This window comes from Viscerimonas tarda (assembly GCF_054601255.1).
Genome location: NZ_BAAHWV010000001.1, coordinates 33,648 through 56,704, shown reverse-complemented (window position 1 = coordinate 56,704; position 23,057 = coordinate 33,648). Strand labels below are relative to the sequence as shown.

The window sequence follows — 23,057 nt, the reverse complement described above, 5'->3', positions numbered from 1 at the left end:
ACCCGTAACCTTAAAACCTCTTGGTTTTCGGCAACTGAAATCAGGCCCTTCTCTTTTTAATTAACGAATAAACAACGGGAATAATAAAGCCGTTGAGCAAGGTAGAAGTGATTAATCCACCCAGAATAACCTGCGCCATCGGACTTTGAATTTCGTTTCCGGGCAAATCGCCTCCCAGAGCCAGCGGAATCAGCGCCAAGGCCGAGCATAAGGCCGTCATAAGAATAGGATTCAAGCGGTCGATAGAGCCGTGTATCAGGGTATAATGGAGGTCGTGTCCTTCGTGCAACAGTTTTTCGTAATGCGACACCAGCAATATCCCGTTGCGGGTAGCTATTCCAAACAAAGAAATAAAGCCGATAATAGACGGAATACTCATCACGCCCGAAGTCATCCAAATCACCGCAACGCCCCCAATCAATGCCAGGGGAAGATTGATAAGCACCAAAATAGCCATTCTACTGCTCTTAAACTCCTGATACAACAAGCCGAAAATCACAATTAAAGCAAACAGGGACGATATGACCAGTGTTTGAGAAGCCGAGGACGCACTTTCAAATTGTCCGCTATACACAATGTGGTATCCTTCGGGCAATTTTATTTTTTCATCAATGTTTTTCTGTATATCCTCCACCACGCTTTGCAAATCCCGTCCGGCAACATTGGCCGAAATCACAATCTTTCGCTGAACATTCTCGCGGTTGATGGCGCTTGGCCCCGACGATGACACAATATCGGCCACATACGATAGCGGAACTTTCTTCAAAACGCCGCTTCCATCGTCAATATGGGCATCCAGCATTAAATTGCCGATGGATTCCATATCAAGGCGGGTATCGTCGTTCGCTTTCAATGTCAAGTCGAAGATGCGTCCGTTTTCATTCACCTGCGATACAATTCGTCCTTGAAATGCCGTGCTCACAAAATCCGTAAATTCATTCACCGGAATGCCGTATTTTGCAAGCATCTCGCGTTTGGGTTTTATTTGCAGCTGGGGCGATTCCACCAATTGCTCCACATTGAGGTCGGCAATTCCCTCTACCGCGGATATGGATGCTTTAATGTCGTTGGCCGTTGAATAGAGTTGCGTCATGTCTTCGCCAAAAAGTTTGATGGCAATATTCGCCCTTGTTCCCGAAAGCATGTGGTCTATCCGGTGCGAAATGGGTTGTCCTATTTCGTAGTTCATGCCGCCAATTTTCCCCAATCGTCCGCGTATATCGGCCAAGACTTCCTCCGGCGAACGGTCTTTCAGCTCAAACGGGACTTCAATTTCCGAGGTATTTACGCCAAACGAATGTTCGTCCAGTTCGGCCCTGCCGGTTTTGCGCCCGACTGTTATTACTTCGGGTATTTCCAGTATCTCCATTTCGGCTTTATGCGCCAATTTATCGGATTCTTCGAGCGATATGCCGGGTATTGTTGTACACGAAATAGTAAACGACCCCTCGTTGAAGGAGGGCAAGAAACTCCGTCCGATAAACAGCAACGAAATCAAGGCAACAGCTAATATTCCTCCCGAAGAAGCGAGCAATGTCTTTTTATGCTGCAAGGCTTTTCCCAACAAACGTTCGTAGCTCTTTTTCAGTGTGCGCGAAAGCCAGGGTTCTTTTTCGTGTTTCAGCAACATGCTGCCGTCGGTGAGCAGGTAATTACACAAAACGGGCGTCAAGGTCAGCGCGACCAACAGCGAGGCAAACAACGACACCACAAACGAAATGCCCAGCGGGCGCAACATACGGCCTTCCATACCGCTCAGGAAGAACAGAGGGATAAAAGTTACAATGGTTATCAGGGTGGCTTTTACGATAGAAGACCTGATTTCAACGGAACTTTCAAACACAACGGTCAAAGAGGGTATTCTTTCGTTCAGCGGTTTTTTATGATTCTCCCGAAGCCGCTTAAATACGTTTTCAACGTCAATAATGGCATCGTCAACCAGCGAGCCGATGGCGATGGCCATTCCTCCGAGGCTCATGGTGTTGAGGGTCAATCCCATCGCTTTCAGCGCCAGAACAGCTACGATTAACGACAAGGGCATTGCAATCAGCGAAATACCCGTCGTGCGCCAATTCATCAGAAAGAGGAACAGAACGATAATCACAAAAACAGAGCCTTCGATTAAAGACTTTTGAATATTATTTATCGAATTTTCGATGAACCGCGATTGCCTGAAAATGTCGGTACTCAAGTTAACATCCTCGGGAAGATTTTTCCGGAGATCTTCTACAATTTCGTCCAAATCTGCGGTCAATTCAAGGGTATTGGTATTCGGCTGCTTTGTTACCGTAAGGATGACGCCCTGTTCTCCTTTTTCGCCGGCAATACCCAGTTTGGGCGATTTATTCCCGATTCGGATGTCGGCAACATCCGATAAAAGCACCGGATTTGAATTTCGGTTGACGATGACTGTTTTCCCGATTTCCTCTACATTATCGGTCGAAACAATTCCCCGGATAATGTATTCGTTCCCGTATTCATACAGTGTGCCGCCCGATGCATTCAGGTTCATGTCCTGAACAACCTCCTCAATTTCTTCGATAGAAATACCGTATGCGCGGGCGCGGGAAGGGTCGAGCAAAATCTGATATTCCTTGATTTCACCGCCAATAACCGACACCTGAGCTACGCCGCCGGTGGCCAGTAACCGCGGACGGATTGTCCAATCGGCCAAGGTTCGCAAATCCTGTAAGGAAGTTGTATCGGCCCTCAGCCCGATGAAAAGGACTTCGCCCAATATACTCGATTGCGGGCCAAGCGTGGGAGCGCCCACATTGCCGGGCAGTTGTCCGCTTACCCCTGCAATTCGCTCGCTCACAATCTGACGCGCCTTGTAAATATCGGCGCCCCATTCAAATTCGATCCAAACCACCGAAAAACCGGTAGTAGAAGAACTTCTTACGCGGCGGACATCCGTAGCGCCATTCACCGCCGTTTCTATCGGGAAAGTTACCAACCGTTCCACTTCTTCGGGCGCCATTCCGTTGGCCTCCGTCATTACTACCACAGTCGGTGCATTCAAATCGGGAAACACATCTACCTCCATGTTTATGGAGACATACACACCGGCCAGCAGTAACAATAGCGATGAAAGCAGCACAATCATCCGGTTGTGCAGCGAAAATTGTATTATTTTATTCAGCATGTTTTCTCATTTTAATGTTCGTGTGAATGTTCGGGCATCGCCCCCTGCAACGAGGCCAGTTTTATGGCATAAGCGCCCTTCGTAACTACCTTTTCACCGGCTTTTAACCCTCTCAGGATTTGCCTGTTCAATCCATCGGAAGCGCCTACGGCGACCTCCTTTTTCAGGTATTCATCGTCATCGTCCTCCTGCTGAACAAATACAAAAAACCGGCCTTGCTCTTCGATTAAAGCGGAGATGGGCAACACAAGAGCATCGGCCACCGGTTGCGCCTTGAGGTAAATTTCCACAAAAGAACCTTCGACCACATCCCCCCGGTTGTCGAACTCAAAACTCACGGGCGTATAAAAAGCGTTGCCATCCGAACTTTTGCCAAAAGACAGTAATTTCCCGTTTAAATCGGATAAATCATACACGGCATTGTCGTAGGGTGTGGCAAAAGAGGCCGTTTGAACGTTCTTTATCAAGGGCATGTAGCGTTGAGATACATCCGCCCTTAGCACCAAGCGTTTGTTCTGGGTAACCGTTGCCAAGGCCTGCCCTATTTCGACATATTGCCCCGATTGAACAAGGATGTTTTTTACATAGCCGTTCATGGGGCTTGTTATCGCTTTCCCATTTGCCGAAACTCCGGTGGAAAGGGTCTTATAATTCAGTTCGGCTTGTTCGTAAGCCAGCTTTAGCTGCTGGTATTCCTTTTGCGAAATGATGTTCTCCTGAACCAAAGACAAAGCCCGCTCATATTCTGATTTGGCATTTTCCAGAACGGCTTTTGCCTCATTTAACCGCGATAAATGGTTGTTCTCGGACAAGCTGCTGCCTGAAACCGAAAACAGTTGTTGCTCCCTTGAAACCAGCATCCCCTCCACCAACTTGGAGCCGGATATGGTTACAATGCCGCTCATGGTGGCCGAAACCAGCACCTCATCGCCCGGGGCAGACAATATTTGTCCCGATGCTTTCACTACTTGATAAAACACCTGCGGCTTTAGGGTTTCAACGCTAAAATCGAGGATGTTCTCGGCTTGTTCGGGTGTGAAGATGATTATATTTTCTTCGTTTTCACCGTGTTCGTGGGCCTGTTCTTCGGCTTTTTCTTCATCCGATGCCGCAGCCTTCGTTCCGCAAGCCGAAAAATACAGTGTTGATGAACACATCAACAGATATACTAAATATTTCATATAATTTATTTTAAAAGTAAGCTAAGGGTAAATTTGATGGTCGCTCCTCGCAATTAGCACACGGATTACACAGAATAAACAGATAAACACGGTTTTATTTTTAACACAACCGGTTATCAGATTTATACGAATAAAAAAAAGTGTTATTCAGTATATTCTGTGTAATCCGTGTGCTAAATTATAGCGACTAGCGATTCTGTTAAACTTGGGGAGGCCCACGAAGAGAATTGGCAGCGTCAATTTCTGCCGAAGTGTATAGGTTGAAGTAAGGTTTATTGATTACTTCCGGCTGGCTGTAATCGAAATCGAAGAAATTTCCGAAAAACACCAAGACCGGAGAAAAGTGAAAATCGCAGCATACATCATGGCAGCCAAAAGCCGACTGATTCTCGTCCTGCGCGCGGATAGCATCTTGCGTATCCAAGCAGCAAGCATGTGCATTTTCCTCGTTTTCATCCTGAAAAGGGGTATCCGTATGCGTCTGTTCAAAACAAACGGTTTCGCCATGCTCGTGATGGGGAATAACCACATGCGCCATCAAAGCCAAGATAGCAGCAAACACAAATAATATGGACAATCGTTTGAACATACAATTGCAAAAATAGGCGGAAATATTGAGAAGTGCAAATGAGGAGGGAAAAACCTAGGGCAAACGCACGAAAAATTACCGCTTATGTCTTTCGATAAAATTGCTGATATGAGCAGGAGATTCCTCCCTTTGGTCGGAATGACTGTCTCCTTTTTGGGAGATGAGATGGGGAAGCGGCGGCAAAGCCGCCGCTTCCCCGTCCCTTAAACCGCCAATAGGCGAGTCATTCCGACCAAAGGGAGGAATCTCATCCGTAACAGTAGTTCTAAAATTTTTCATGGTTTACCCTGTATCATCCCCCTTTCTATTTCTCAGTTTAAAATTATTGAACTATATTTGAATCAAAATCAAGCGAAGATATGACAGCAAAATTGATAGAAAAACAACTTACCGCCTATTCTACACCGGAGAAAAGGGAATTTCTGCCCTACTTTTTTAAAACGGGGAAAGGGCAGTATGGCGAAGGCGATAAATTTTTGGGCGTGGTGGTGCCCGATGTACGCAAAGTGGCCAAAGCGAACAAGGAAATCACATTCGATGAATTGGCGAAACTGCTGAACAACGAATACCACGAATGCCGTCTTTGCGCGCTGTTGATTTTAGTTGAGCGATTCAAAAAAGAGAAGCAGGAAGACGAGCGAAAAAAAATCGTGGATTTTTACCTCTCGCAAACCACCCGCATAAACAACTGGGACTTGGTCGATTTGAGTTCAAAGGATATTGTGGGCGAATACCTTGTCGATAAAAGCGATAGAAGCATCCTCTACAATTTGGCCGACAGCACGCTTTTGTGGGATCAGCGAATTGCCATAGTCAGCGCCTTTGCTTTTATCAGAAGAGGCGATTTGACCGATATTTTCCGGCTTTCCGAAAAACTGCTGCATCATCCGCACGACTTGATGCACAAAGCCATCGGCTGGATGCTTCGCGAGGCAGGGAAGCAGGATAAAAGCGCGCTTATTGGCTTTCTGGATGTCCATTATAAAACCATGCCGCGCACCATGCTCCGGTATTCTATCGAAAAATTTTCGCCCGAAGAACGGGCATACTATATGAAAAAATAATGACGAATTTAAACTACCAGCTTCATACGCTTGCCAACGGCCTCCGAATTGCACATAAGCAAATCCCCTCCGATGTTTCTTATTGCGGTTTCATTGTAAACACCGGAACCAGGGACGAGGAAACGGATGAATACGGAATGGCGCATTTTATCGAGCACATGCTTTTCAAGGGCACCCGGAAACGTCGGTCGCACCACATCATAAGCCGGATGGAAGTAGTCGGGGGCGAGCTGAATGCCTATACCAACAAGGAAGAGACGGTTATCTACTCGGTCTTTCTGGAACAGCATTTCGAACGGGCATTTGAATTGCTATCCGATTTAACGTTCCACTCGCAATTTCCCCAAGCCGAAATTGAGAAAGAAATAGACGTAATCCTCGATGAAATCAACTCTTACGAAGACAGTCCCTCGGAACTAATCTTCGACGAATTCGAGAATCTGGTATTTAAAGGCTCTCAACTGGGACATAACATACTGGGCGAACCCGAGCTGCTGAAAACCTTCGGCAGCCATCAATCGAGCCTTTTCATCGAAAAACATTACATTCCGTCCAATATCGTCTTTTTTTCTATCGGCAGAACCGACTTCCGAAAAGTGGTCAGGCTGGGCGAAAAATACTTGTCGGAACTGCTGGCGAAAGCATTGTCAAGCCAACGCTTAGCCCCATTGGAGATAAATCCGGTTACTCGTCGCGAGGACAAAGATACATCACAGGCACACGTTATGATAGGCAGTCGCTCGTATAGCCTGCACGACCCCAAACGCCGAACCCTGCACCTGCTAAACAACATACTGGGCGGGCCGGGGATGAACAGCCGCCTGAATATTTCGTTACGCGAAAAAAGAGGCTATGTATATAATGTGGAATCGAGCCAGACAACCTACTCCGATACAGGCCTGTTCTCCATTTACTTCGGAACCGACAAGCAATATGTCGAGAAATGTATTCATCTTGTGCAAAAAGAGCTGGAAAAATTGAAGAATACCAAGCTATCGACCATGCAACTATACACGGCCAAAAAACAACTAAGCGGACAAGTAGCCATCGCCGGCGACAATCGCGAGAGCCTTGCCCTGTCCTTCGGCAAAGGAATTATGCGCTACAACCAATACGATACGCTGGAAGAAAGCTTCCTCAAAATAGAGGCCATCACAGCAGAATCGCTACTGGAAGTTGCGAATGAAATACTTGACGAGAAGCGGTTATTCAGGTTGTTGTATGTGTAGGGAAGCTTGTATGTGCTATTCCCTACGATGTCCACGCTCGCTGGCGCAGGCTTGTAACCTGTGTCCAACAACGAATTGGCATATAAGACACAGACAACATGTCCGCGCCAGCAAAGAATGGGTTAGAGGAAACAGTATAAAAATAATTACCATTTCACTTGTATAAAGGTAAATAATTACTTACCTTTACGGTGTCGAATAAGAATATAAGATATGAAATCGTCGGAACTGAACAGAAAAGCGGTAAAAGCAGGGGCGAAATTATTATATCAGGATGGCACAAGCCACAGGGTTTACGAAAAGGACGGGAAAATTATTATCATCCCTTATCACGGCTCAAAAGAGGTTCCGAAAGGGACATGCAACAGTATCTTAAAAGAATTAGGAATTAGATAGCCTTTTGGACTCTAAAAATATAAATTATACGAATTATGAAACAAATCAGAGTAATTTTAGAATTAGGTAAAGACGGTTATGGCGTATCATTTGACCAAATTCCGAATGTCTATGGATTTGGTGAAACGCTCGAAAGCGCTAAAGCAGATGCCAAAGCGGCATTAGATACTTTCAAAGAAGTGTTGTTAAAACATGGAAAAACTATGCCGGATATTTTAAAAGAAGAATATGAACTGGTATTTGAATATGACATTGAAGCCTTATTGAAATACATTGATGGAACCGTAACAAAAACAGCGCTGGCAAAAGCGTCCGGCATCAACGCTTCGCAATTGAGCCATTACAGTTCGGGCCTGAAAAAGCCGAGAAAGGAACAGCGTGAAAAAATAATTTCGGGCTTACATAAATTGGGGAAAGAATTATTATCCGTATCTTAATTTTTTTGATAGTGAGGCATCTCCCCCTTAGGGCAAACGCATGAAAAAATTTACTGCTTATGCCTTTCGGTAAGGTTGCTGATATGAGCAGGAGATTCCCAAGCTATTTTTACAAAATCAGGCTTCATTTCCAAATTTTCTCATGAAAATCAGCGGGTATTATATTTTATTTCATACCTTTGTATATTATATTTGATAATCAAATATGAAATTTACAAAAATTTATTCATTCAAAAATTTAAGAATTATGAAAAAATTGATGATGACTTTGGTCGTTGTATTGGGTATTTCCGCATCGGCATCGGCGCAACAACCAGGACAAATTTGGATTGGCGGTAGCGTTGGTTTTTCTTCTTCCAGCACAAAGGTTGGTGAAGTTAGCAGTGACTACACAGGCTATCAGCTTGTTCCTGAATTTGGTTATGTTGTAAACGACAAAATAGGTGTTGGTATTAACGTTGGATTCGGACAACAAGAGGATGCTGCAGGTAAAGAACAAACTATCGTGATTGCTCCTTTTGTACGTTATTCAGTATTGAAAGGCAATGTTGGTGGACTTTTTGTAGATGGTGGAATTGGTTATACTCAAGCCAAAAACAAAGATGCTGATGTTAAAGCTACCGGATTTGAAGTTGGTTTCCGTCCAGGAGTTGCCTTGAACGTATCGGAAAAAATAAGCTTAACCGGTAAATTCGGATTTTTAGGTTACGAAAGTTTGGAGTTTAAGGATGGCCCTAAAGGAAGTTCCTTTGGTTTAAACCTCGACCTTAGCAATGTTTTGTTCGGTATAAGTCTTGTATTCTAAGAATAGAATCGCTTTATAATAAAAATAAAGGCTGTCCCATCAGTTGGGACAGTCTTTTTTATGCGCTCTGTAAAATCTGCGCCAGCTAAACCAGGTGTTTAGTCCCGCAGGGGACAAAATACATATTCGCGGCAACGGGCGTGTGCCATACGCCCCTACGAAATACGGACGCGGAATACAGACGTGGCGCGCCACGTCTCTACTGAGAGGTTCTGCAATGCACGAGGTTTGTTCCATGCTCAGGGGATTGCGGGTCGGCGCCCGCAATGACAGATGGTGGGTATGTACATAAAAAACCTCATTCCCACCTCATTTCATTTAACTAAATAGCCTCAGTAGCAATGTATTACGACGTGTAATTTAACCACATTACCTCATTGTTCACACGTTTTTTTGTGTCGATAAATTTTGTGTAAAATATCGTAGGGGCTACAACTATTTCGCCCCTACGCATCATGATTCAGACAATATTCACACATAACTGTGTATCCCCCCAAGCAAAAAGCTTACGCCAAAAAAGGTCATGGCTACGGCTAATAGTGCAAGGCTGCAATACAGCTGGAAGTGGTAGGGCGAACGAAAAACCTTGAAGCTGTTTCTGTGCATCGGAATGGCGTAGATAATCAGGGTGATGAGCGCCCAGGTTTCTTTGGCGTCCCAGCCCCAATAACGTCCCCAGGATATATTTGCCCATACTGCCCCCAGAAAGATGCCTGTCGCCAGCAGGAATACCGCCGGATAAAGCAATTTTACATTCCACCGGTACAGCTTTTCCCGTTTCTTTTTCGAGCACAGGGCTATAATTCCCACTACGGTAATGGCAACGAGCAATGCATACGAGGCCATAATAATAGATACATGCGCTGCCAGCATCGGCGAACGCAACACGGGCGTCATCGGGTTCATCTGCGAAATGTAGTACCACAGCATGGCGACGGGGACGGCAATCCCAATCAGCCCTTTCCACGAAATCTGCAGCCAGAGCAGCCACAAGACGGCGATGGCCAGCAGGATGTAACCGGCGTATGTAACCGCTATGCCCCAAGGGTCGTGGTTCACTAGCAGGGCGCTGCCCTCCTCGTCGCTGTCGTACGACAACTGATAGAGCCGGTAGCCTTTGTGCCGGTATATTTTGTTCATCGACACCTTGCAGACTTCGCCGTCAACTATCAGGAAGCTGGTAAAATCGGCAGGATCGTCCGTGCCCGGATGGTATTCAATATCGAAAACCAGTAGCTTAACATCAAAAGGCAATTGCTGCCTGGTCTCGTCCTCTTCGGAGAGGTAATAGTTTAGTATCTGACCTTGGCGGATATGGAGGTATCCCCTGTCTGCCGATACGAAAGTAATCAGGGCGCCGGTCAGTATAACAAGAAAAGAGCAGTGTAGTAAAAACACTGCCTTTTGCTTGTATAACTTAGTGAGAATAATGTAAATGATGGTCGACATACTGAGTATGCCCCAAAGAACGACAAACCACCACGAGCCATAGATACAGCGCATAACCGTTTCGCGCCCGTATAAATTTTCCAGCATGGTAGCCGCTGCCATGCTTATAAGCAAGGCTATCAATGCTCCTGATACGCAGTATTTAATCGTTCGGTTTTTCATCATCATACATTAAATAGCTTCAAGGAATTTAACCAATGCGTCCCTGTCTTCCTTCGACAGTTTATGGAACTTATCCCTCGACCGTGCCGCATCGCCGCCATGCCACATAATTGCTTCAACATAGTTTCGGGCGCGCATGTCGTGCAAGTGGTCGCTTGCTCCTGTGTTCTTTTCCGACAGTCCGCGTCCCCAGAGAGGCGTTGTGCGGCACCAGCCTGTGCGGATGTCGTTCACCATCCCTAATTTGTGTTGCAACAAATCGGTATATGGCCATATTTTCTGATAGGGATATTGGGGCAATTTGCCTTTCACCATCGGATCGCCTGCGTAATCGTCCGGACCTGTTTTCCACGATGGGCGATGACAGGTGGCACAGCCTATTTCGTAGAAATTCTTCTTTCCTTTTTGTACGGTAGCATCATCCAGGTTGCGCGCTGCCGGAACTGCCAAGCCTCTGTGCCAAACCATGAAGTCGATATAATCCTGATCGCTCATTTCAACCGGCAGGTCTCTGGCCATTAAATCGTTGTAGATTTCGGCCTCTGTTTTATTCAATGCCTGCTGAATAGCTGTGTTCTGCGACATGGCAGTGGCATAAGCCGCCGTAATGTAGTGGTACCGGCGGTCGGAACGCGTTACGTTGGTTATGTTCCAGATGGCATTGGCGCCGGGGCCGTTTTGTAAAGTGCCGCGCGTAAGTCCGTAGGTGAAACGTCCCGGGTGCGAAGTTCCGTCCACTTCTTTGATGAAGTTTTCGGGCTGGTATTTCGCATCGTTGAGGATAAAGCCCTTGCTCTTTTCGTATTGGTACTGCGCCAGCAGCGAATCGTCGGGGATGGCATCCAACAAGCCTGTTCCGTAAACGCCGATGGTTGCTTCTAATCGTACCTTGTAGAAATCGGGTACGGGAACGTTAAATGCCGAGCGGTCGATAGTTACTTCGGGATATATCAGGCTATACGTTTCGCCGTCGGGGAATTTGTTCCCGTATTCGTCGATATGGTTCAACCAGTCGATGTGGATGCCCGACTCGTCGATAGGCGGCAAAAAAGGAGCAACCGCTTGAGTTTGGGGCATCCCTGTCAGTTGAGAGATGTAATTGTCGTTTTCGTCGGTAACAACCAGCAGGTATCCGTTTCCATAATCTTTGGAGCGGTATCTTTCCATGCGCTTTCCGTGTCCGTATCCCGGGTGGCAGGTAACGCAGGAGCTGCGGACAGATGCCGGCCCCAAGCCACTTCTTACCCCCGATGTATTGGATGTAAATTCTTTCTCAAAAAGCGCTTCGCCATATTTAAAACTTCTTGCCATAAGCGGGTCTTTTTCTACGGCGGGAGTTGGCTGTTCGTACGAAAAGTTGCTTTCGTTGAATGTTGTGCCCAGCAGTCCTCCCGAATAATATTCTTCCGATAAAGGGAGGGTTGATGAATCACCGCCTCCTTTTTCATCGTCGTTGCACGCGGCAAAGATAAGCGAAAGCGAGCATATTAAGTACAAATTATTTTTTTTCATGTCGATCATTTTTTTATATCGCCTTTTTCAGACACTCTGTATTAATTATTTAAAGCTATTTTTACTTCCTGCAATATTTCGGCCAGTTCGTTACATGCATCCATGGCCTCTCCAGCTTTTGGCGAAGTGAAATTCTGCGCAAAAGGATAGGGGATAGCATCAATTTTGGCAATAGCCTCGGTTATCGCATTTTTTACCCGTGTGTCCAGTGTCGGATTAATCTTTTTGATATAATCGCTGATAGAGGCGCCCCTTCTGGCAGCGTCAGCTCCTCCCAGATAAGTGTTTTCGATGCTTTTGATGTTGCCGATAAAATCCACTTTCGAGTTGAAGCTGTAAGGCGATTCGATGTAGTTGACATCTTCGCCGGTGTGCGGTTGACCAATCTTCGTGGTAGCCACCTCGTCGGCAATGGTGATGCAGCCTTCGATGATGGCCTGACCGGCATCTACCACACTCACGTAACCACTACCGGCTTTTCCGGCATTGAGCATATTGTCGCCATAGGAGCTGCGTCCGCCGGTGATTGTAACTTGCAGTCCCAGTTCCTCCAGCTTTTCGCGTTTTTCGGCTGAAACCTTGTCGAGGCCTGCCCAGGAAGCTTCCAAACGGAAACACTGATTGCGCAAGTCTCCCGATACGGCAATGGCATATACCAATTCTTTGTCGGTGATTCTACTCGCCGCTTTGGTTCCGCCTGCTTCAAACAAGATGTATTCGATGCCGTGAAAGCCCAGCAATCCTTTTCCTAAAAATTCGCCGACATAAGCATCTCCTTCTTCCGAATCCATTCCGTTTATCTGGCTATCGTTTTTTAGTAACGCCAACAGTTCGTCTTTTGCCAGTGGCCAGGTGTCGATATGCGGATCGATGCCAAAATCGCTTGCAGCGCCATACAAGAATGCTTCGCTCAGCTCCCAGTAGTCGCGGGCTTTTATCCATTCGTTGGCGGCAATCTGCACGTTTTCATCTGTTTTGTCGGCTCTTAATGCCACAAGCGCTTCGTGCAAGTCAATGGTTTCATCGGCCAAGGACTTGTAGGTGGCAATCACCGTATTGTTTACATACTGCGGTATGGCCTGCGACAGGGCCGTTTCTTTTTCGGTATCAAAAATGTCGCTGTCGCTATCGCTACACGATGTGGCGACAAAAGCCATTGCTGTTGCAAGCAGCGCAAATGCGGGGAGTTTAAAAAATCTCTTCATTTATTTTTAAGTTTAAAGTTTCAAATTCAGCAGCCCCTCCAACCTCCCCGGCCTCTATCCCCCTACGGGTACTTTCTCCAAAAGGAGAAAGGAAAAGGTAAAAGCTTTTGGAGGCTTTGAATCCCCCCTACGGGGGGTGGGGGGGGCTGTTGTTAATTAAAAAATCCGGCATAGGCCACGCCGATGGAAATGCTGTTTTCGTTGTTGTATTGTGTTTTCAGGATGCCGGACGAATATTCGGCTTTGATAACCACCTCTTTGATGGGGTAGTAATTTACGCCGCCCACTATCCGCTGGCGTCCGCACCATTCGTTGTCGGTAATATTGCTTGCTGTTTTATACATCGGGTCGTAGTATTCGTATTTGCCGAATACAAAAAACTTCTGCTTTTGTTTTGCCATTTCCTTCACTTGGGAAAATATGTCGTAGCCCGCTTCCACGCTGGTAGCTAAGGCATCGGAAGCCACATTGGTGCGTGCCGACGGCGACAGCTTTGGCAGCCCCTTGTTGTAGGCCGATATAATTTCGGAATCGCCCAGATGCCCATAATCGAAATAGCCGCGAGCCACCCAATTGTAGCCTTTGTATTCAAAATCGAATGAGCATATACCTACGGCTCCCTTTACTTTTTTGTACCTGTCGGCCTGGCTGGGCAAAATGCTGTTCGAGAAACTGTATCCGTAGTAACCGCTTACTCCCATGCGCAAACCTGCTATCGAATAGTTATCGAGGCGGAGCGCTCCGGCGTAGGTATTGGCTACCTTAAATTCGTAAGGCGACGCCGAGCCGTCTTTAATCCAGTTTTGTCTGCCGAACAATTCCGAGTCCAGTCCGGGTAAGAGCATAGCCTCGTATCGCCATTTGCCGATATTTCCCCAAAGGCTGACGCCTGTTTCGTGCCATGTACAAGGAAGTATGGTATTCTCTCCCTCCGAACGATAGACGGTGAAAAACTGTGTAGGAAGGTGGTTGCCGTTTGTCAGTCCAACCGGAACAATAATATGCCCCAAGCGCAGATTTATCGCTCTGTTGAATGTTTTTTCGACCCAGAATTGTTCCAGCGCTACTTCGCCGCCACGTTCCACTTCGGTTTCGTATTCACCGGCTTCTTCTGCTTCCAGTTCCACGGCGGCTTCTGTTCCGCCATGTTCAAACTCTATTTCGGAACTTATCCGCCAACCATTGCCAAAATCGTAGTCAACCGAAAAAGTTACGTGCGGTATATCGAATCTGCCATGACCGGCGGCATTTTTATAGTCGGCGGCATGTGTGTAGCGGTTGATATTATCGCTAAAAAAATTGCGGGTCATTGCAATTTCTCCATATCCGCCCAGTCGCAACTTCGATGGCGCATTCTGCACGTATATAGGCTCGTTTACTTCTTCTGTTAGCTCTCCTATTTCGACAGTTTGCGCCGGTAGATGGCAGGTAATGGCCAATAGCGAAAGAAAAATTGATGTGTATTTCATTTGTTCTGTATAATATAAATTAGCAGCTGCAAAGCTATTCGTTATTCTCTCGGGCGGCAATACCTAAAAGTTATGAATTGTTGCCGTTAAAATACTTAGATATGATGATTTGTGTTTTTTAAAAGCAAAAATAGAATCAAAAAGCTACCGTTCTCTTATTTTTGCTATATCTTTGCAGCGCTAATTCATTAAGCTAATTAGCTTGTAAACATCTGATAAGTAAAAAGTAACCATAAAACTATAAATCAAATGCAAAAGGAATTTACCTTAAGTAGAGGCCGCGCAATTATAAACTTCACGTTGAAGTATTGCGATTCGAGGCAAAAAATATTGAGTAGCTATGCGTTTCATAGTGTTGTTGAAACTTTTGTGAAGAAAATAAAGAAAGACAACCAGATTATTTACGACTATTTTATCAAGGATTTTAAATCGGACGAAGAACTGGTCAATTCACTTATCGAGGTCGTAAAACTGCTGAATGTATGTGAAATAGAGGAACTTCTGACAATGAATAATAAATACGCTCCTTTCTTTAAGGATAAGAATATATTCATTGAATTGATAGAGTTACTGTATTCTTTCTGGCGAAAACTGGAACGTGTAACCGTTGTGCACAACAACCGCCTGGGAGACGGATTGCAAAACGTGCGTTTTATTCAGGCCAACGGCTTGTTGAACGAGCTGATTCTGTCGATTTACCGGCGTACCGAAGAAACCGTAATGGGATACAATCACCGTGTTTACAGGCAACTGGTAGCAGGAGCCAACGCCGGGCTGATGCTTAACGATATTAGCTGGAATTGTCCGGTAGAATATAACGGACTGAGCGCTATTCCTTTCATCGGAACAGTGGTAATTAATCCGCCCTACATTTCGTACACCAAAAAGAATACACGGGACGGAATTTTTCAGGAACATCAATCCAATCCGCTAAAAGGCGTTGTGTTGGACGAAAACGATTGGTTCCTTTATCCGGCAAAGGTGGGTAACTTGCTGGCGTTCGTGTATTTCCACAAAGACTTTATGTGTCATGGATTAGGCCTGGCCAATTTGTTTGAACTGGCGAAGGAAAATGACTATATCGGCAAAAAACCCGATTTGATTTATGTCTTCGGCTATCCTGATGGAGAGGAAGAAAAGCGCACATTCTACTACAAGGACAAGAAGAACGACATCCTGATAGGATACGCCAACTACTGCGACGATATAGACTATTTTGGCTACATGAAGAAAATGCTGTTGACATTGCACAATATCAAGCAAATGGAGAATGGCAACTTGCCTATCCACGGGGCGATGGTAAATATTGCATTGAAAAACGGAAAAGAAGCCAACATCATTATCATGGGCGATAGCGGAGCCGGAAAATCGGAAAGCCTCGAAGCATTCCGCACGCTCAACGAAAAATATATCCGCCACATGCGTATTATTTTCGACGATATGGGCTATTTGCAACTCGAAAAAGACGGCATAGTGAAAGGCTACGGTACCGAAATAGGCGCCTTTGTCCGCACGGATGATTTGGATCCCACTTATGCCTTCGAGCAGTTGGACAGGGGGATATATACCAACCCCGACCGGGTGAACGCCCGCGTAACCATCCCCATCTCGACCTACGAAATCATATCGAAGGGCTACACCGTTGACTACATGCTGTATGCCAACAACTACGCCGAAGCGGTAGATAAAATAAAGCTCTTCGCCAACCTCGATTCGGCCATCGAAACCTTTGAAGCCGGAGCCAGAAAAGCAAAGGGAACAACCACCGAAAAAGGGCTGGTGAAATCCTATTTCGCCAATCCGTTCGGACCGGTACAGGAACGGGAAAAAGCCGAAAAACTGGTACGGAAATTCTTCAAAGCCTTGGAAAGCAAAGGAACAAAAATCGGCGAAATACATACCTCGCTAGCCATCGACGGCCAAACCAAAAACGGTCCGCGCGAAGCTGCCGAAGAATTGTTTAGCATGATAAATGAATAGAAAATTGCAGGGGTGCGTAATTGATGCGTCCGAATGTTTATGTAGGGGCAACGCGTGCGTTGCCCCTTTTTTACTTCAATTCTATTTCCTGCTTGAGGTCAATCTCCTCGGCATTTTTATCGTAGAAGTGGTATTCCAGAAATGCGAGGCTTTGGTTGGGTATTATTTTCATACTGCTTGAGTATCTCCATTTCCATCTCCATTTCAGCGAGATAAGTCCTTTGTTGATAAAGGCGGCCACGTATGGATGGACATGCAGGCTGAAATCTTTTACCTGAAGCTTTTTCACCAAGTAACTTATTTTCGATTGCAGGCTGTCGGTAAACAATAAAGATGGTTTTATTTCGCCCTTGCCAAAGCAGGTGGGGCATATTTCGGTGGTAGTTATTTCCATTTCGGGTCGCACGCGTTGGCGAGTTATTTGCATCAGCCCAAACTTACTCAGGGGGAGTATGTTGTGCTTTGCGCGGTCGTTGGCCATCAATTCGGTCATTTTCTGGAGCAACCGGCCACGGTGTTCGCTGTCGCCCATATCAATGAAGTCGATGACAATGATGCCTCCCATATCGCGCAGCCTGAGCTGGCGGGCGACTTCCTCCGCTGCCGAGGAGTTTACTTCCCAGGCATTATTTTCCTGTCCCAGTTGCTGGTTTTTGGCCCTGTTGCCACTGTTGACGTCTATCACGTGGAGGGCTTCGGTATGCTCTATTATCAGGTAAGCGCCGTTTTTGAAGGTTACGGTTTTACCGAAAAGCGCTTTTATTTGTTTTGTAACGGCAAAGTGGTCGAAAATGGGTAATTCGCCGGAATACAATTTCACAATATCTTTCTTTTCGGGAGCGATAATGGTGATGTAGTCCTTTACCTGATTGTAGGTATCTTTGTCGTTGATGTGTATTTCGGAAAAACCCGGATTGAAAACATCGCGAAGAAGCGCCACAATACGCGCTGTTTCTTCGTAAACCAATGTCGGTAATTTGTTTTTCTGAATTTTGGGGAGGTTTTCTTCCCAGTGTTTTACCAGTATTTTTAGCTCTATGTCGAGCTCGGCTACTTTTTTCCCTTCGGCTACGGTTCTCACAATCACGCCAAAGTTCTTTGGCTTGATGCTCTGTATCAGTTGCCTCAGGCGCGCCCGTTCTTCTTTTGTTTTTATTTTTTGCGAAACCGAAACTTTGTTGTTGAAAGGTATCAGCACCAAATAACGTCCGGCAAAAGATATTTCGGAAGTCAGGCGGGGGCCTTTTGTCGAGATGGGTTCTTTGGTTATCTGCACCAAAATCTCCTGGCCTATTTTCAGTATATCGGTTATGCTTCCATCTTTCTCGATGTCGCTTTCAAACGGCATTTTCGAGATTTGGGGGAATTTTCTCTTGTCGGCGAGGGCTTGCTTGTAGAACTTGTCTATCGACTTGAATTGGGGCCCGAGGTCAAGGTAGTGAAGGAAAGCATCCTTTTTGTATCCAATATCCACAAAAGCAGCGTTCAGGCCGGGCATAAGCTTCTTTACCTTCCCTGCATAAACACTCCCAACCGTAAAAGGAACATCCCTTGCTTCTTTTTGTAACTCGACAAGTTTCTTGTCTTCGAGCACGGCAATTGAAACATCCTTAAGCTGGGCATCAATTATAAGTTCGCTATTCATAAATCATTTGTAAATCATTCGTAATCCTGTCATTTCTTCATTAAACAGGACAGTAGTTCCACGCGCGGTTTGTTCAAACACGCAAAGAACAAACTTAAATTTATATCGAATAACCTCTAAGTTTGTTCTTGTTATATTTGAATTTTTCCCGACTCAAAGAAAAAGACGATAGACTAAATTACTTCTTCTTTTTATGCCTGTTTTTTCTTAGTCTTTTTTTACGCTTATGAGTTGACATTTTATGCCTTTTTCTTTTCTTTCCACTTGGCATGGTTGCTATGTTTTAGATATTAATAAATTCTTATTTCTTTACTTGGCTAGTAAAGGTTTTTGCCGGTTTGAATGCCGGGATGTTGTGCTCAGGGATAATGATAGTTGTGTTCTTCGAGATGTTGCGAGCTGTTTTTTTGGCTCTCTTCTTCACGATGAAACTACCGAAACCTCTCAGGTAAACGTTTTCTTCTTTACTCAATGAATCCTTTACTGTTTCCATGAACGATTCAACAGTTTTAAGTACTGTAGCTTTATCAACACCTGTACTTTTTGCAATCTCACTAACAATGTCTGCCTTTGTCATTTTGTATATTCTTTTAAATGTATAATAATTGTTACTAATTTTTTGGACTGCAAATATATAGCTTTTTTATTAACAACAAAAATAATTATTTGTCATTTTTGTTAAATCTTTGTTGTTTTACCCGATTCATTTGAAATAGATATTAATTTTGTGCCGGGAACAAAGATTATTAACTTGTGAACGGCAACTTTTACGATTTTTTCTAGTGATGTATGGATGAACTTATAATGAATGATTTACCCCGGTTTAATAGTCTATTGTTGAAGTGGTACAAGGCCAACAAACGCGAACTTCCCTGGAGGGATACCCCCGACCCCTATATTATTTGGGTATCGGAAATTATTTTGCAACAAACCCGGGTCGATCAGGGATACGACTATTTTCTGCGCTTCACCGAACGGTTCCCTGACCTAAAATCGTTGGCCGAGGCTGACGAAGACGAAGCGCTGAAACTGTGGCAGGGACTGGGCTATTACAGTCGCGCACGCAACTTGCATGCCGCCGCAAAAGACATAATGGGGCGTTTCGGAGGCGTTTTTCCGCAGGAATATGCCGATGTACTCAGCCTGAAAGGGATAGGGGAATATACTGCGGCAGCTATTGTGTCGTTTGCCTACAACCAGGCCTACGCGGTTGTCGATGGAAACGTGTTCAGGGTATTGTCGCGCTTGTTTGCAATAGACGAACCGATTGATACGGGGAAAGGTAAAAAGCTGTTCTACCTGCTGGCACAGGATATTTTGGACAAACGGGACCCGGGAACCTACAATCAGGCCATAATGGAATTGGGCGCTTTGCAGTGTGCGCCGGCGAATCCCCGCTGCGATGTATGCCCCTTGTCGATGCTTTGCCTTGCTTTTGCTGCGGGAAGCGTTTCCCTGTATCCGGTGAAGCAAGGGAAAACAAAAGTCAAAAGCCGCTATTTCAATTATCTTGACATCCGCAACAACGGATATGCTTACCTGAACAAAAGGGAAAAAGACGATGTCTGGAAAAACATGTATGAGTTTCCGCTAATCGAAACATCCGAAGATATTCCGCTGGAGGGCCTTTTGAAGAATGAGCAGTTTAACCGGCTTTTCGAGGGTTCGGGCGATTTGCCGGTAAAACAGGTGTTGCAGGTAAAGCATGTATTGTCGCACCGGATAATCTATGCCAATTTTTACCGGATTGATATGCCGAGAAACCGTTGGAAGAACAAAGACTACCTCGAAATACCTGCCGGCGAAATCCACAACTATCCGGTATCGCGCCTTGTTCATAAATATATCGAGGAGCAGTATTAAGGTAAAAAATTCGGATATAAAGCGGATTTTAGATTCCGAAATGCTTCAGTTATACAATTATTTATTAGTTTTGCTCAGAATAACAATTTAAAACCAGAATCGTATGAAGAAGAAACTGTTTTTTTGGACGAATATATCATTGCTCTTTCTGGGCGTACTTATGTTTAGCGCCTCTTGTTCCGATGATAACGATAGCCGTATTATCCCCGACGAAAGCGCTTACTGGGACAAAAGAACAATTGTTGTTACGCCGCAACAATGGTTGTGGGACAGCGAGCAGGAGTGCTATTTTTATAGCGAACGGGTACCTTGGCTCGATAGCTTCATTGCATCCGATGGCATTGTTATTGCCTTGATTAACAATAGCGGAACCTACAAGCCACTTCCTTTCACCGCCAATTATTACGAGCCAGCCAATCCGGGCGGTTACTTCTATTCCGAAACGATAGATTACGAATACGGAGCCAGCTATATCCGTTTCAACGTAAAAGAATCCCTGTTGTTTAGCGATACCGACCAGTATTATGTTCCCGGCACATACGAATTTCAATTGCGGTTGATTTGGTGATGGATATATGCCCGTTTGGTGCGAACGGGTTTGAAACGGGGATTTTTGATTAACACGATGTAGGGGCGAAATATCTTTCGCCCGCCGCCGCGAACGGATTTGAAACGGGGGATTTCCGTAATTTTTTTTGATTTGCAGGATTAAACGCCCCATTCGCGGCAACAGACGTGGCACGCCACGTCTCTACAATGTAATCATGTTAATCAAGAAAATCAGGTATAATCAACGGTTCAGACAATTGGGCGTCTCGGCGTTATGCCTGTAAAAAAGAAAAGGTTGTCATCACGACAACCAATCTTCATTGTTAACCTTAAATCTAATACCATGAAAAAAACACATTGCAAAGATAAGGATTATATGTTTTAAAACATAAGAATATTCTTCTAATTTTTATTATTTAACCTTGATTAACAAACATGCAACCCCGATTGTATAGTACTAAAATATTGTGATTCACTAAGTTGCAACCTTTATTAACAGCAACCGTCAGTTTTCAACAATATAACATTGTTTGTAGCTACTTCATGCGATTCTCCTTGATTTTCTTCGTTAATTTGCACTCCAAAATCATCACATAACACAAGTCATGGGCAAATTAATCGCTTTAGCCAACCAAAAGGGAGGCGTTGGAAAAACCACAACTACTATTAATCTGGCGGCATCGTTGGCTGCTCTCGAAAAAAAGGTCTTAATTATTGATGCTGATCCACAGGCGAATGCATCGTCGGGATTAGGCATTGATATTAAAAATAACAGGAAAACAATCTACGAATTTCTGCTGGGAAAAACAACCGCCGAAGAAACCATCCTGCACACAGGGGTCGAGAAGTTGGATATTATACCTTCCCATATCAACCTGGTAGGTGCAGAGCTCGAAATGCTGAACCTCGATGGCCGGGAAAAGAGGTTGGCCGCCGTTTTACGTCCGCTTAAAGAGCAGTACGACTATATATTTATTGATTGCTCGCCTTCGTTGGGGCTGATTACCATCAACGCCTTGACAGCCGCCGACTCGGTCATAATACCCGTGCAATGCGAGTATTTTGCCTTGGAAGGGATTAGTAAACTGCTGAATACAATCAAAATCATCAAAACCAAACTGAATCCACAGCTCGAAATCGAAGGATTCCTGCTCACCATGTACGATGCCCGCCTCCGGTTGGCCAATCAGGTATATGGCGAAGTGAAAAAACATTTTCAGGAGTTGGTATTTGAAACGGTTATCCACCGGAATACAACCCTGAGCGAGTCGCAAAGTTACGCTCAATCGGTTATCGAATATGACGTGCTGTCGCGTGGTAGTGTTAATTATATGCAGTTGGCAAAAGAACTTATCGAAAAAAATGCATAACTTTGTAGTATTAAGGTAAACATTTTATGTTATGGCAAAAAAACCAGAAGCGCTTGGAAGAGGGCTTACAGAATTACTCGGAATAAATGAGGTAGAAATACAAGGCTCCTCGTCGATTAACGAAATATCACTTTCCCAAATACATGCAAATCCCGATCAGCCTCGTCGTGTTATCGAAGAAGAAGCATTGAACGAACTGGCCGACTCTATCAGGCAAATGGGTGTTATTCAGCCGATTACACTCCGAAAACTGAGCGAGGACAATTATCAGATCATTGCCGGAGAACGCCGTTACAGGGCATCTCTGCTGGCCGGTCTCGAAAACATACCTGCTTATGTGCGAACAGCTGAAGACGAGGAGGTAATGGAAATGGCGCTGATAGAAAATATACAGCGCGAAGACCTGAACTCAATAGAAATAGCATTGGCCTATCAAAACCTGATTGATTCGTATCACCTGACACAGGAAGGCCTGAGCGAACGAATCGGGAAAAAGAGGACAACCATTTCCAACTACCTTCGTCTGCTGAAACTGCCTGCCGAAATACAAATGGGATTGAGAGACAAGAAGATTGAGATGGCTCACGCCCGTACGCTGATTACCATAGACGAACCTTCGGCGCAATTGGAGGTATATGAATTAATCCTTGAAGAAGGCTTATCGGTGCGGAAGGTAGAAGAATATGCCGCCGCCATAAAAAACGGAGAAAACCTGAAAGACTTTCTGCGTGAAAAAGAAGCAGTAAAAACGGCTAAAAGTGAGCTGAAAAAGGCAACACCGGAAGATTTTGAACTGTTGAAAAAGCATTTATCCAAGTTTTTCCAGACAAAAGTACAGCTAACCTGCAACGATAAGGGAAAAGGAAAAATCAGTATTTCGTTTGAATCGGATAAGGATTTGGAAAGGATAATTACCCTTTTCGACGGTTTGAAAAATAAGTAAGGTCTCCGACCTTTTTATTGTTTTGGTAAACATATATACAACAGCCGGTTACAACTTTGAAATA

20 protein-coding genes are annotated in these 23,057 nt (G+C 45.0%); 10 read left to right on the top strand and 10 right to left on the bottom strand.

Annotated features, from left to right (window positions below; genetic code table 11):
- Window positions 1–40 precede the first annotated feature (40 nt).
- The 4 genes from ACYPWY_RS00240 to ACYPWY_RS00225 form a co-directional block, all read right to left on the bottom strand.
- Window positions 41–3,145, bottom strand: coding sequence for an efflux RND transporter permease subunit (locus ACYPWY_RS00240; protein WP_459683214.1), 3,105 nt, complete (start codon window positions 3,143–3,145; stop codon window positions 41–43).
- Between the two features lie 11 nt (window positions 3,146–3,156).
- Window positions 3,157–4,326 (bottom strand): efflux RND transporter periplasmic adaptor subunit, encoded by a 1,170-nt coding sequence (locus tag ACYPWY_RS00235; protein WP_459683212.1) that lies wholly within the window; start codon window positions 4,324–4,326, stop codon window positions 3,157–3,159.
- Window positions 4,327–4,525: 199 nt separating this feature from the next.
- Window positions 4,526–4,915 (bottom strand): DUF6769 family protein, encoded by a 390-nt coding sequence (locus tag ACYPWY_RS00230; RefSeq protein WP_459683211.1) that lies wholly within the window; start codon window positions 4,913–4,915, stop codon window positions 4,526–4,528.
- Between the two features lie 75 nt (window positions 4,916–4,990).
- A complete protein-coding gene (locus ACYPWY_RS00225) occupies window positions 4,991–5,194 on the bottom strand; it encodes a hypothetical protein (RefSeq protein WP_459683209.1) in 204 nt (67 codons plus the stop codon).
- Window positions 5,195–5,274: 80 nt separating this feature from the next.
- On the opposite strand from ACYPWY_RS00225, the gene ACYPWY_RS00220 reads away from it, so the two are divergent.
- From ACYPWY_RS00220 to ACYPWY_RS00200, 5 genes are all read left to right on the top strand, one after another.
- Window positions 5,275–5,979 (top strand): DNA alkylation repair protein, encoded by a 705-nt coding sequence (locus tag ACYPWY_RS00220; protein WP_459683208.1) that lies wholly within the window; start codon window positions 5,275–5,277, stop codon window positions 5,977–5,979.
- Window positions 5,979–7,208 carry a M16 family metallopeptidase gene (locus ACYPWY_RS00215; protein WP_459683206.1) on the top strand — a complete coding sequence of 410 codons (1,230 nt, stop codon included), beginning with the start codon at window positions 5,979–5,981 and terminating at the stop codon, window positions 7,206–7,208. Before ACYPWY_RS00220 ends, ACYPWY_RS00215 begins: the two co-directional genes overlap by 1 nt.
- Before the next feature lie 213 nt (window positions 7,209–7,421).
- Window positions 7,422–7,604, top strand: a complete 183-nt coding sequence (locus tag ACYPWY_RS00210) for a type II toxin-antitoxin system HicA family toxin (protein ID WP_459683205.1) — start codon at window positions 7,422–7,424, stop codon at window positions 7,602–7,604.
- A 35-nt stretch (window positions 7,605–7,639) separates the two neighbouring features.
- A complete protein-coding gene (locus ACYPWY_RS00205) occupies window positions 7,640–8,041 on the top strand; it encodes a hypothetical protein (protein ID WP_459683204.1) in 402 nt (133 codons plus the stop codon).
- Between the two features lie 247 nt (window positions 8,042–8,288).
- Window positions 8,289–8,846, top strand: a complete 558-nt coding sequence (locus tag ACYPWY_RS00200; protein ID WP_459683203.1) for an outer membrane beta-barrel protein — start codon at window positions 8,289–8,291, stop codon at window positions 8,844–8,846.
- 471 nt (window positions 8,847–9,317) lie between these two features.
- Here the strand turns inward: ACYPWY_RS00200 and ACYPWY_RS00195 are convergent, their stop codons facing one another.
- The 4 genes from ACYPWY_RS00195 to ACYPWY_RS00180 all read right to left on the bottom strand — a co-directional run bounded on the left by ACYPWY_RS00195 (window position 9,318) and on the right by ACYPWY_RS00180 (window position 14,643).
- Window positions 9,318–10,463 (bottom strand): cytochrome c biogenesis protein, encoded by a 1,146-nt coding sequence (locus tag ACYPWY_RS00195; protein WP_459683201.1) that lies wholly within the window; start codon window positions 10,461–10,463, stop codon window positions 9,318–9,320.
- Between the two features lie 3 nt (window positions 10,464–10,466).
- Entirely contained in the window at window positions 10,467–11,969 is a 1,503-nt protein-coding gene (locus ACYPWY_RS00190) for a di-heme oxidoredictase family protein (RefSeq protein ID WP_459683199.1), read from the bottom strand.
- Between the two features lie 41 nt (window positions 11,970–12,010).
- Complete coding sequence (locus ACYPWY_RS00185) at window positions 12,011–13,174, bottom strand: imelysin family protein (protein WP_459683198.1); 1,164 nt, start codon at window positions 13,172–13,174, stop codon at window positions 12,011–12,013.
- A gap of 152 nt (window positions 13,175–13,326) precedes the next feature.
- Entirely contained in the window at window positions 13,327–14,643 is a 1,317-nt protein-coding gene (locus ACYPWY_RS00180; protein WP_459683196.1) for a hypothetical protein, read from the bottom strand.
- Window positions 14,644–14,892: 249 nt separating this feature from the next.
- Here ACYPWY_RS00180 and ACYPWY_RS00175 point away from each other — a divergent pair, with 249 nt between their 5' ends.
- Window positions 14,893–16,623, top strand: a complete 1,731-nt coding sequence (locus ACYPWY_RS00175) for a phosphoenolpyruvate carboxykinase (protein WP_459683194.1) — start codon at window positions 14,893–14,895, stop codon at window positions 16,621–16,623.
- Window positions 16,624–16,693: 70 nt separating this feature from the next.
- Here ACYPWY_RS00175 and ACYPWY_RS00170 read toward each other — a convergent pair whose 3' ends face one another.
- Window positions 16,694–18,268 (bottom strand): Rne/Rng family ribonuclease, encoded by a 1,575-nt coding sequence (locus tag ACYPWY_RS00170; RefSeq protein ID WP_459683193.1) that lies wholly within the window; start codon window positions 18,266–18,268, stop codon window positions 16,694–16,696.
- Between the two features lie 301 nt (window positions 18,269–18,569).
- A complete protein-coding gene (locus ACYPWY_RS00165; RefSeq protein WP_459683191.1) occupies window positions 18,570–18,845 on the bottom strand; it encodes an HU family DNA-binding protein in 276 nt (91 codons plus the stop codon).
- Window positions 18,846–19,057: 212 nt separating this feature from the next.
- Between ACYPWY_RS00165 and mutY the strand changes: the two genes are divergently transcribed.
- The 4 genes from mutY to ACYPWY_RS00145 all read left to right on the top strand — a co-directional run bounded on the left by mutY (window position 19,058) and on the right by ACYPWY_RS00145 (window position 22,993).
- Window positions 19,058–20,131: an A/G-specific adenine glycosylase gene (mutY, locus tag ACYPWY_RS00160; RefSeq protein ID WP_459683189.1), complete on the top strand. Its 1,074-nt coding sequence runs from the start codon at window positions 19,058–19,060 to the stop codon at window positions 20,129–20,131.
- A 103-nt stretch (window positions 20,132–20,234) separates the two neighbouring features.
- Complete coding sequence (locus ACYPWY_RS00155) at window positions 20,235–20,699, top strand: hypothetical protein (RefSeq protein WP_459683188.1); 465 nt, start codon at window positions 20,235–20,237, stop codon at window positions 20,697–20,699.
- A 586-nt stretch (window positions 20,700–21,285) separates the two neighbouring features.
- The gene (locus ACYPWY_RS00150) at window positions 21,286–22,050 is read left to right on the top strand and encodes a ParA family protein (protein ID WP_459683187.1); all 765 of its coding nucleotides are present in this window, start codon (window positions 21,286–21,288) and stop codon (window positions 22,048–22,050) included.
- Between the two features lie 31 nt (window positions 22,051–22,081).
- Window positions 22,082–22,993, top strand: a complete 912-nt coding sequence (locus tag ACYPWY_RS00145) for a ParB/RepB/Spo0J family partition protein (RefSeq protein ID WP_459683186.1) — start codon at window positions 22,082–22,084, stop codon at window positions 22,991–22,993.
- Window positions 22,994–23,057: the final 64 nt, after the last annotated feature.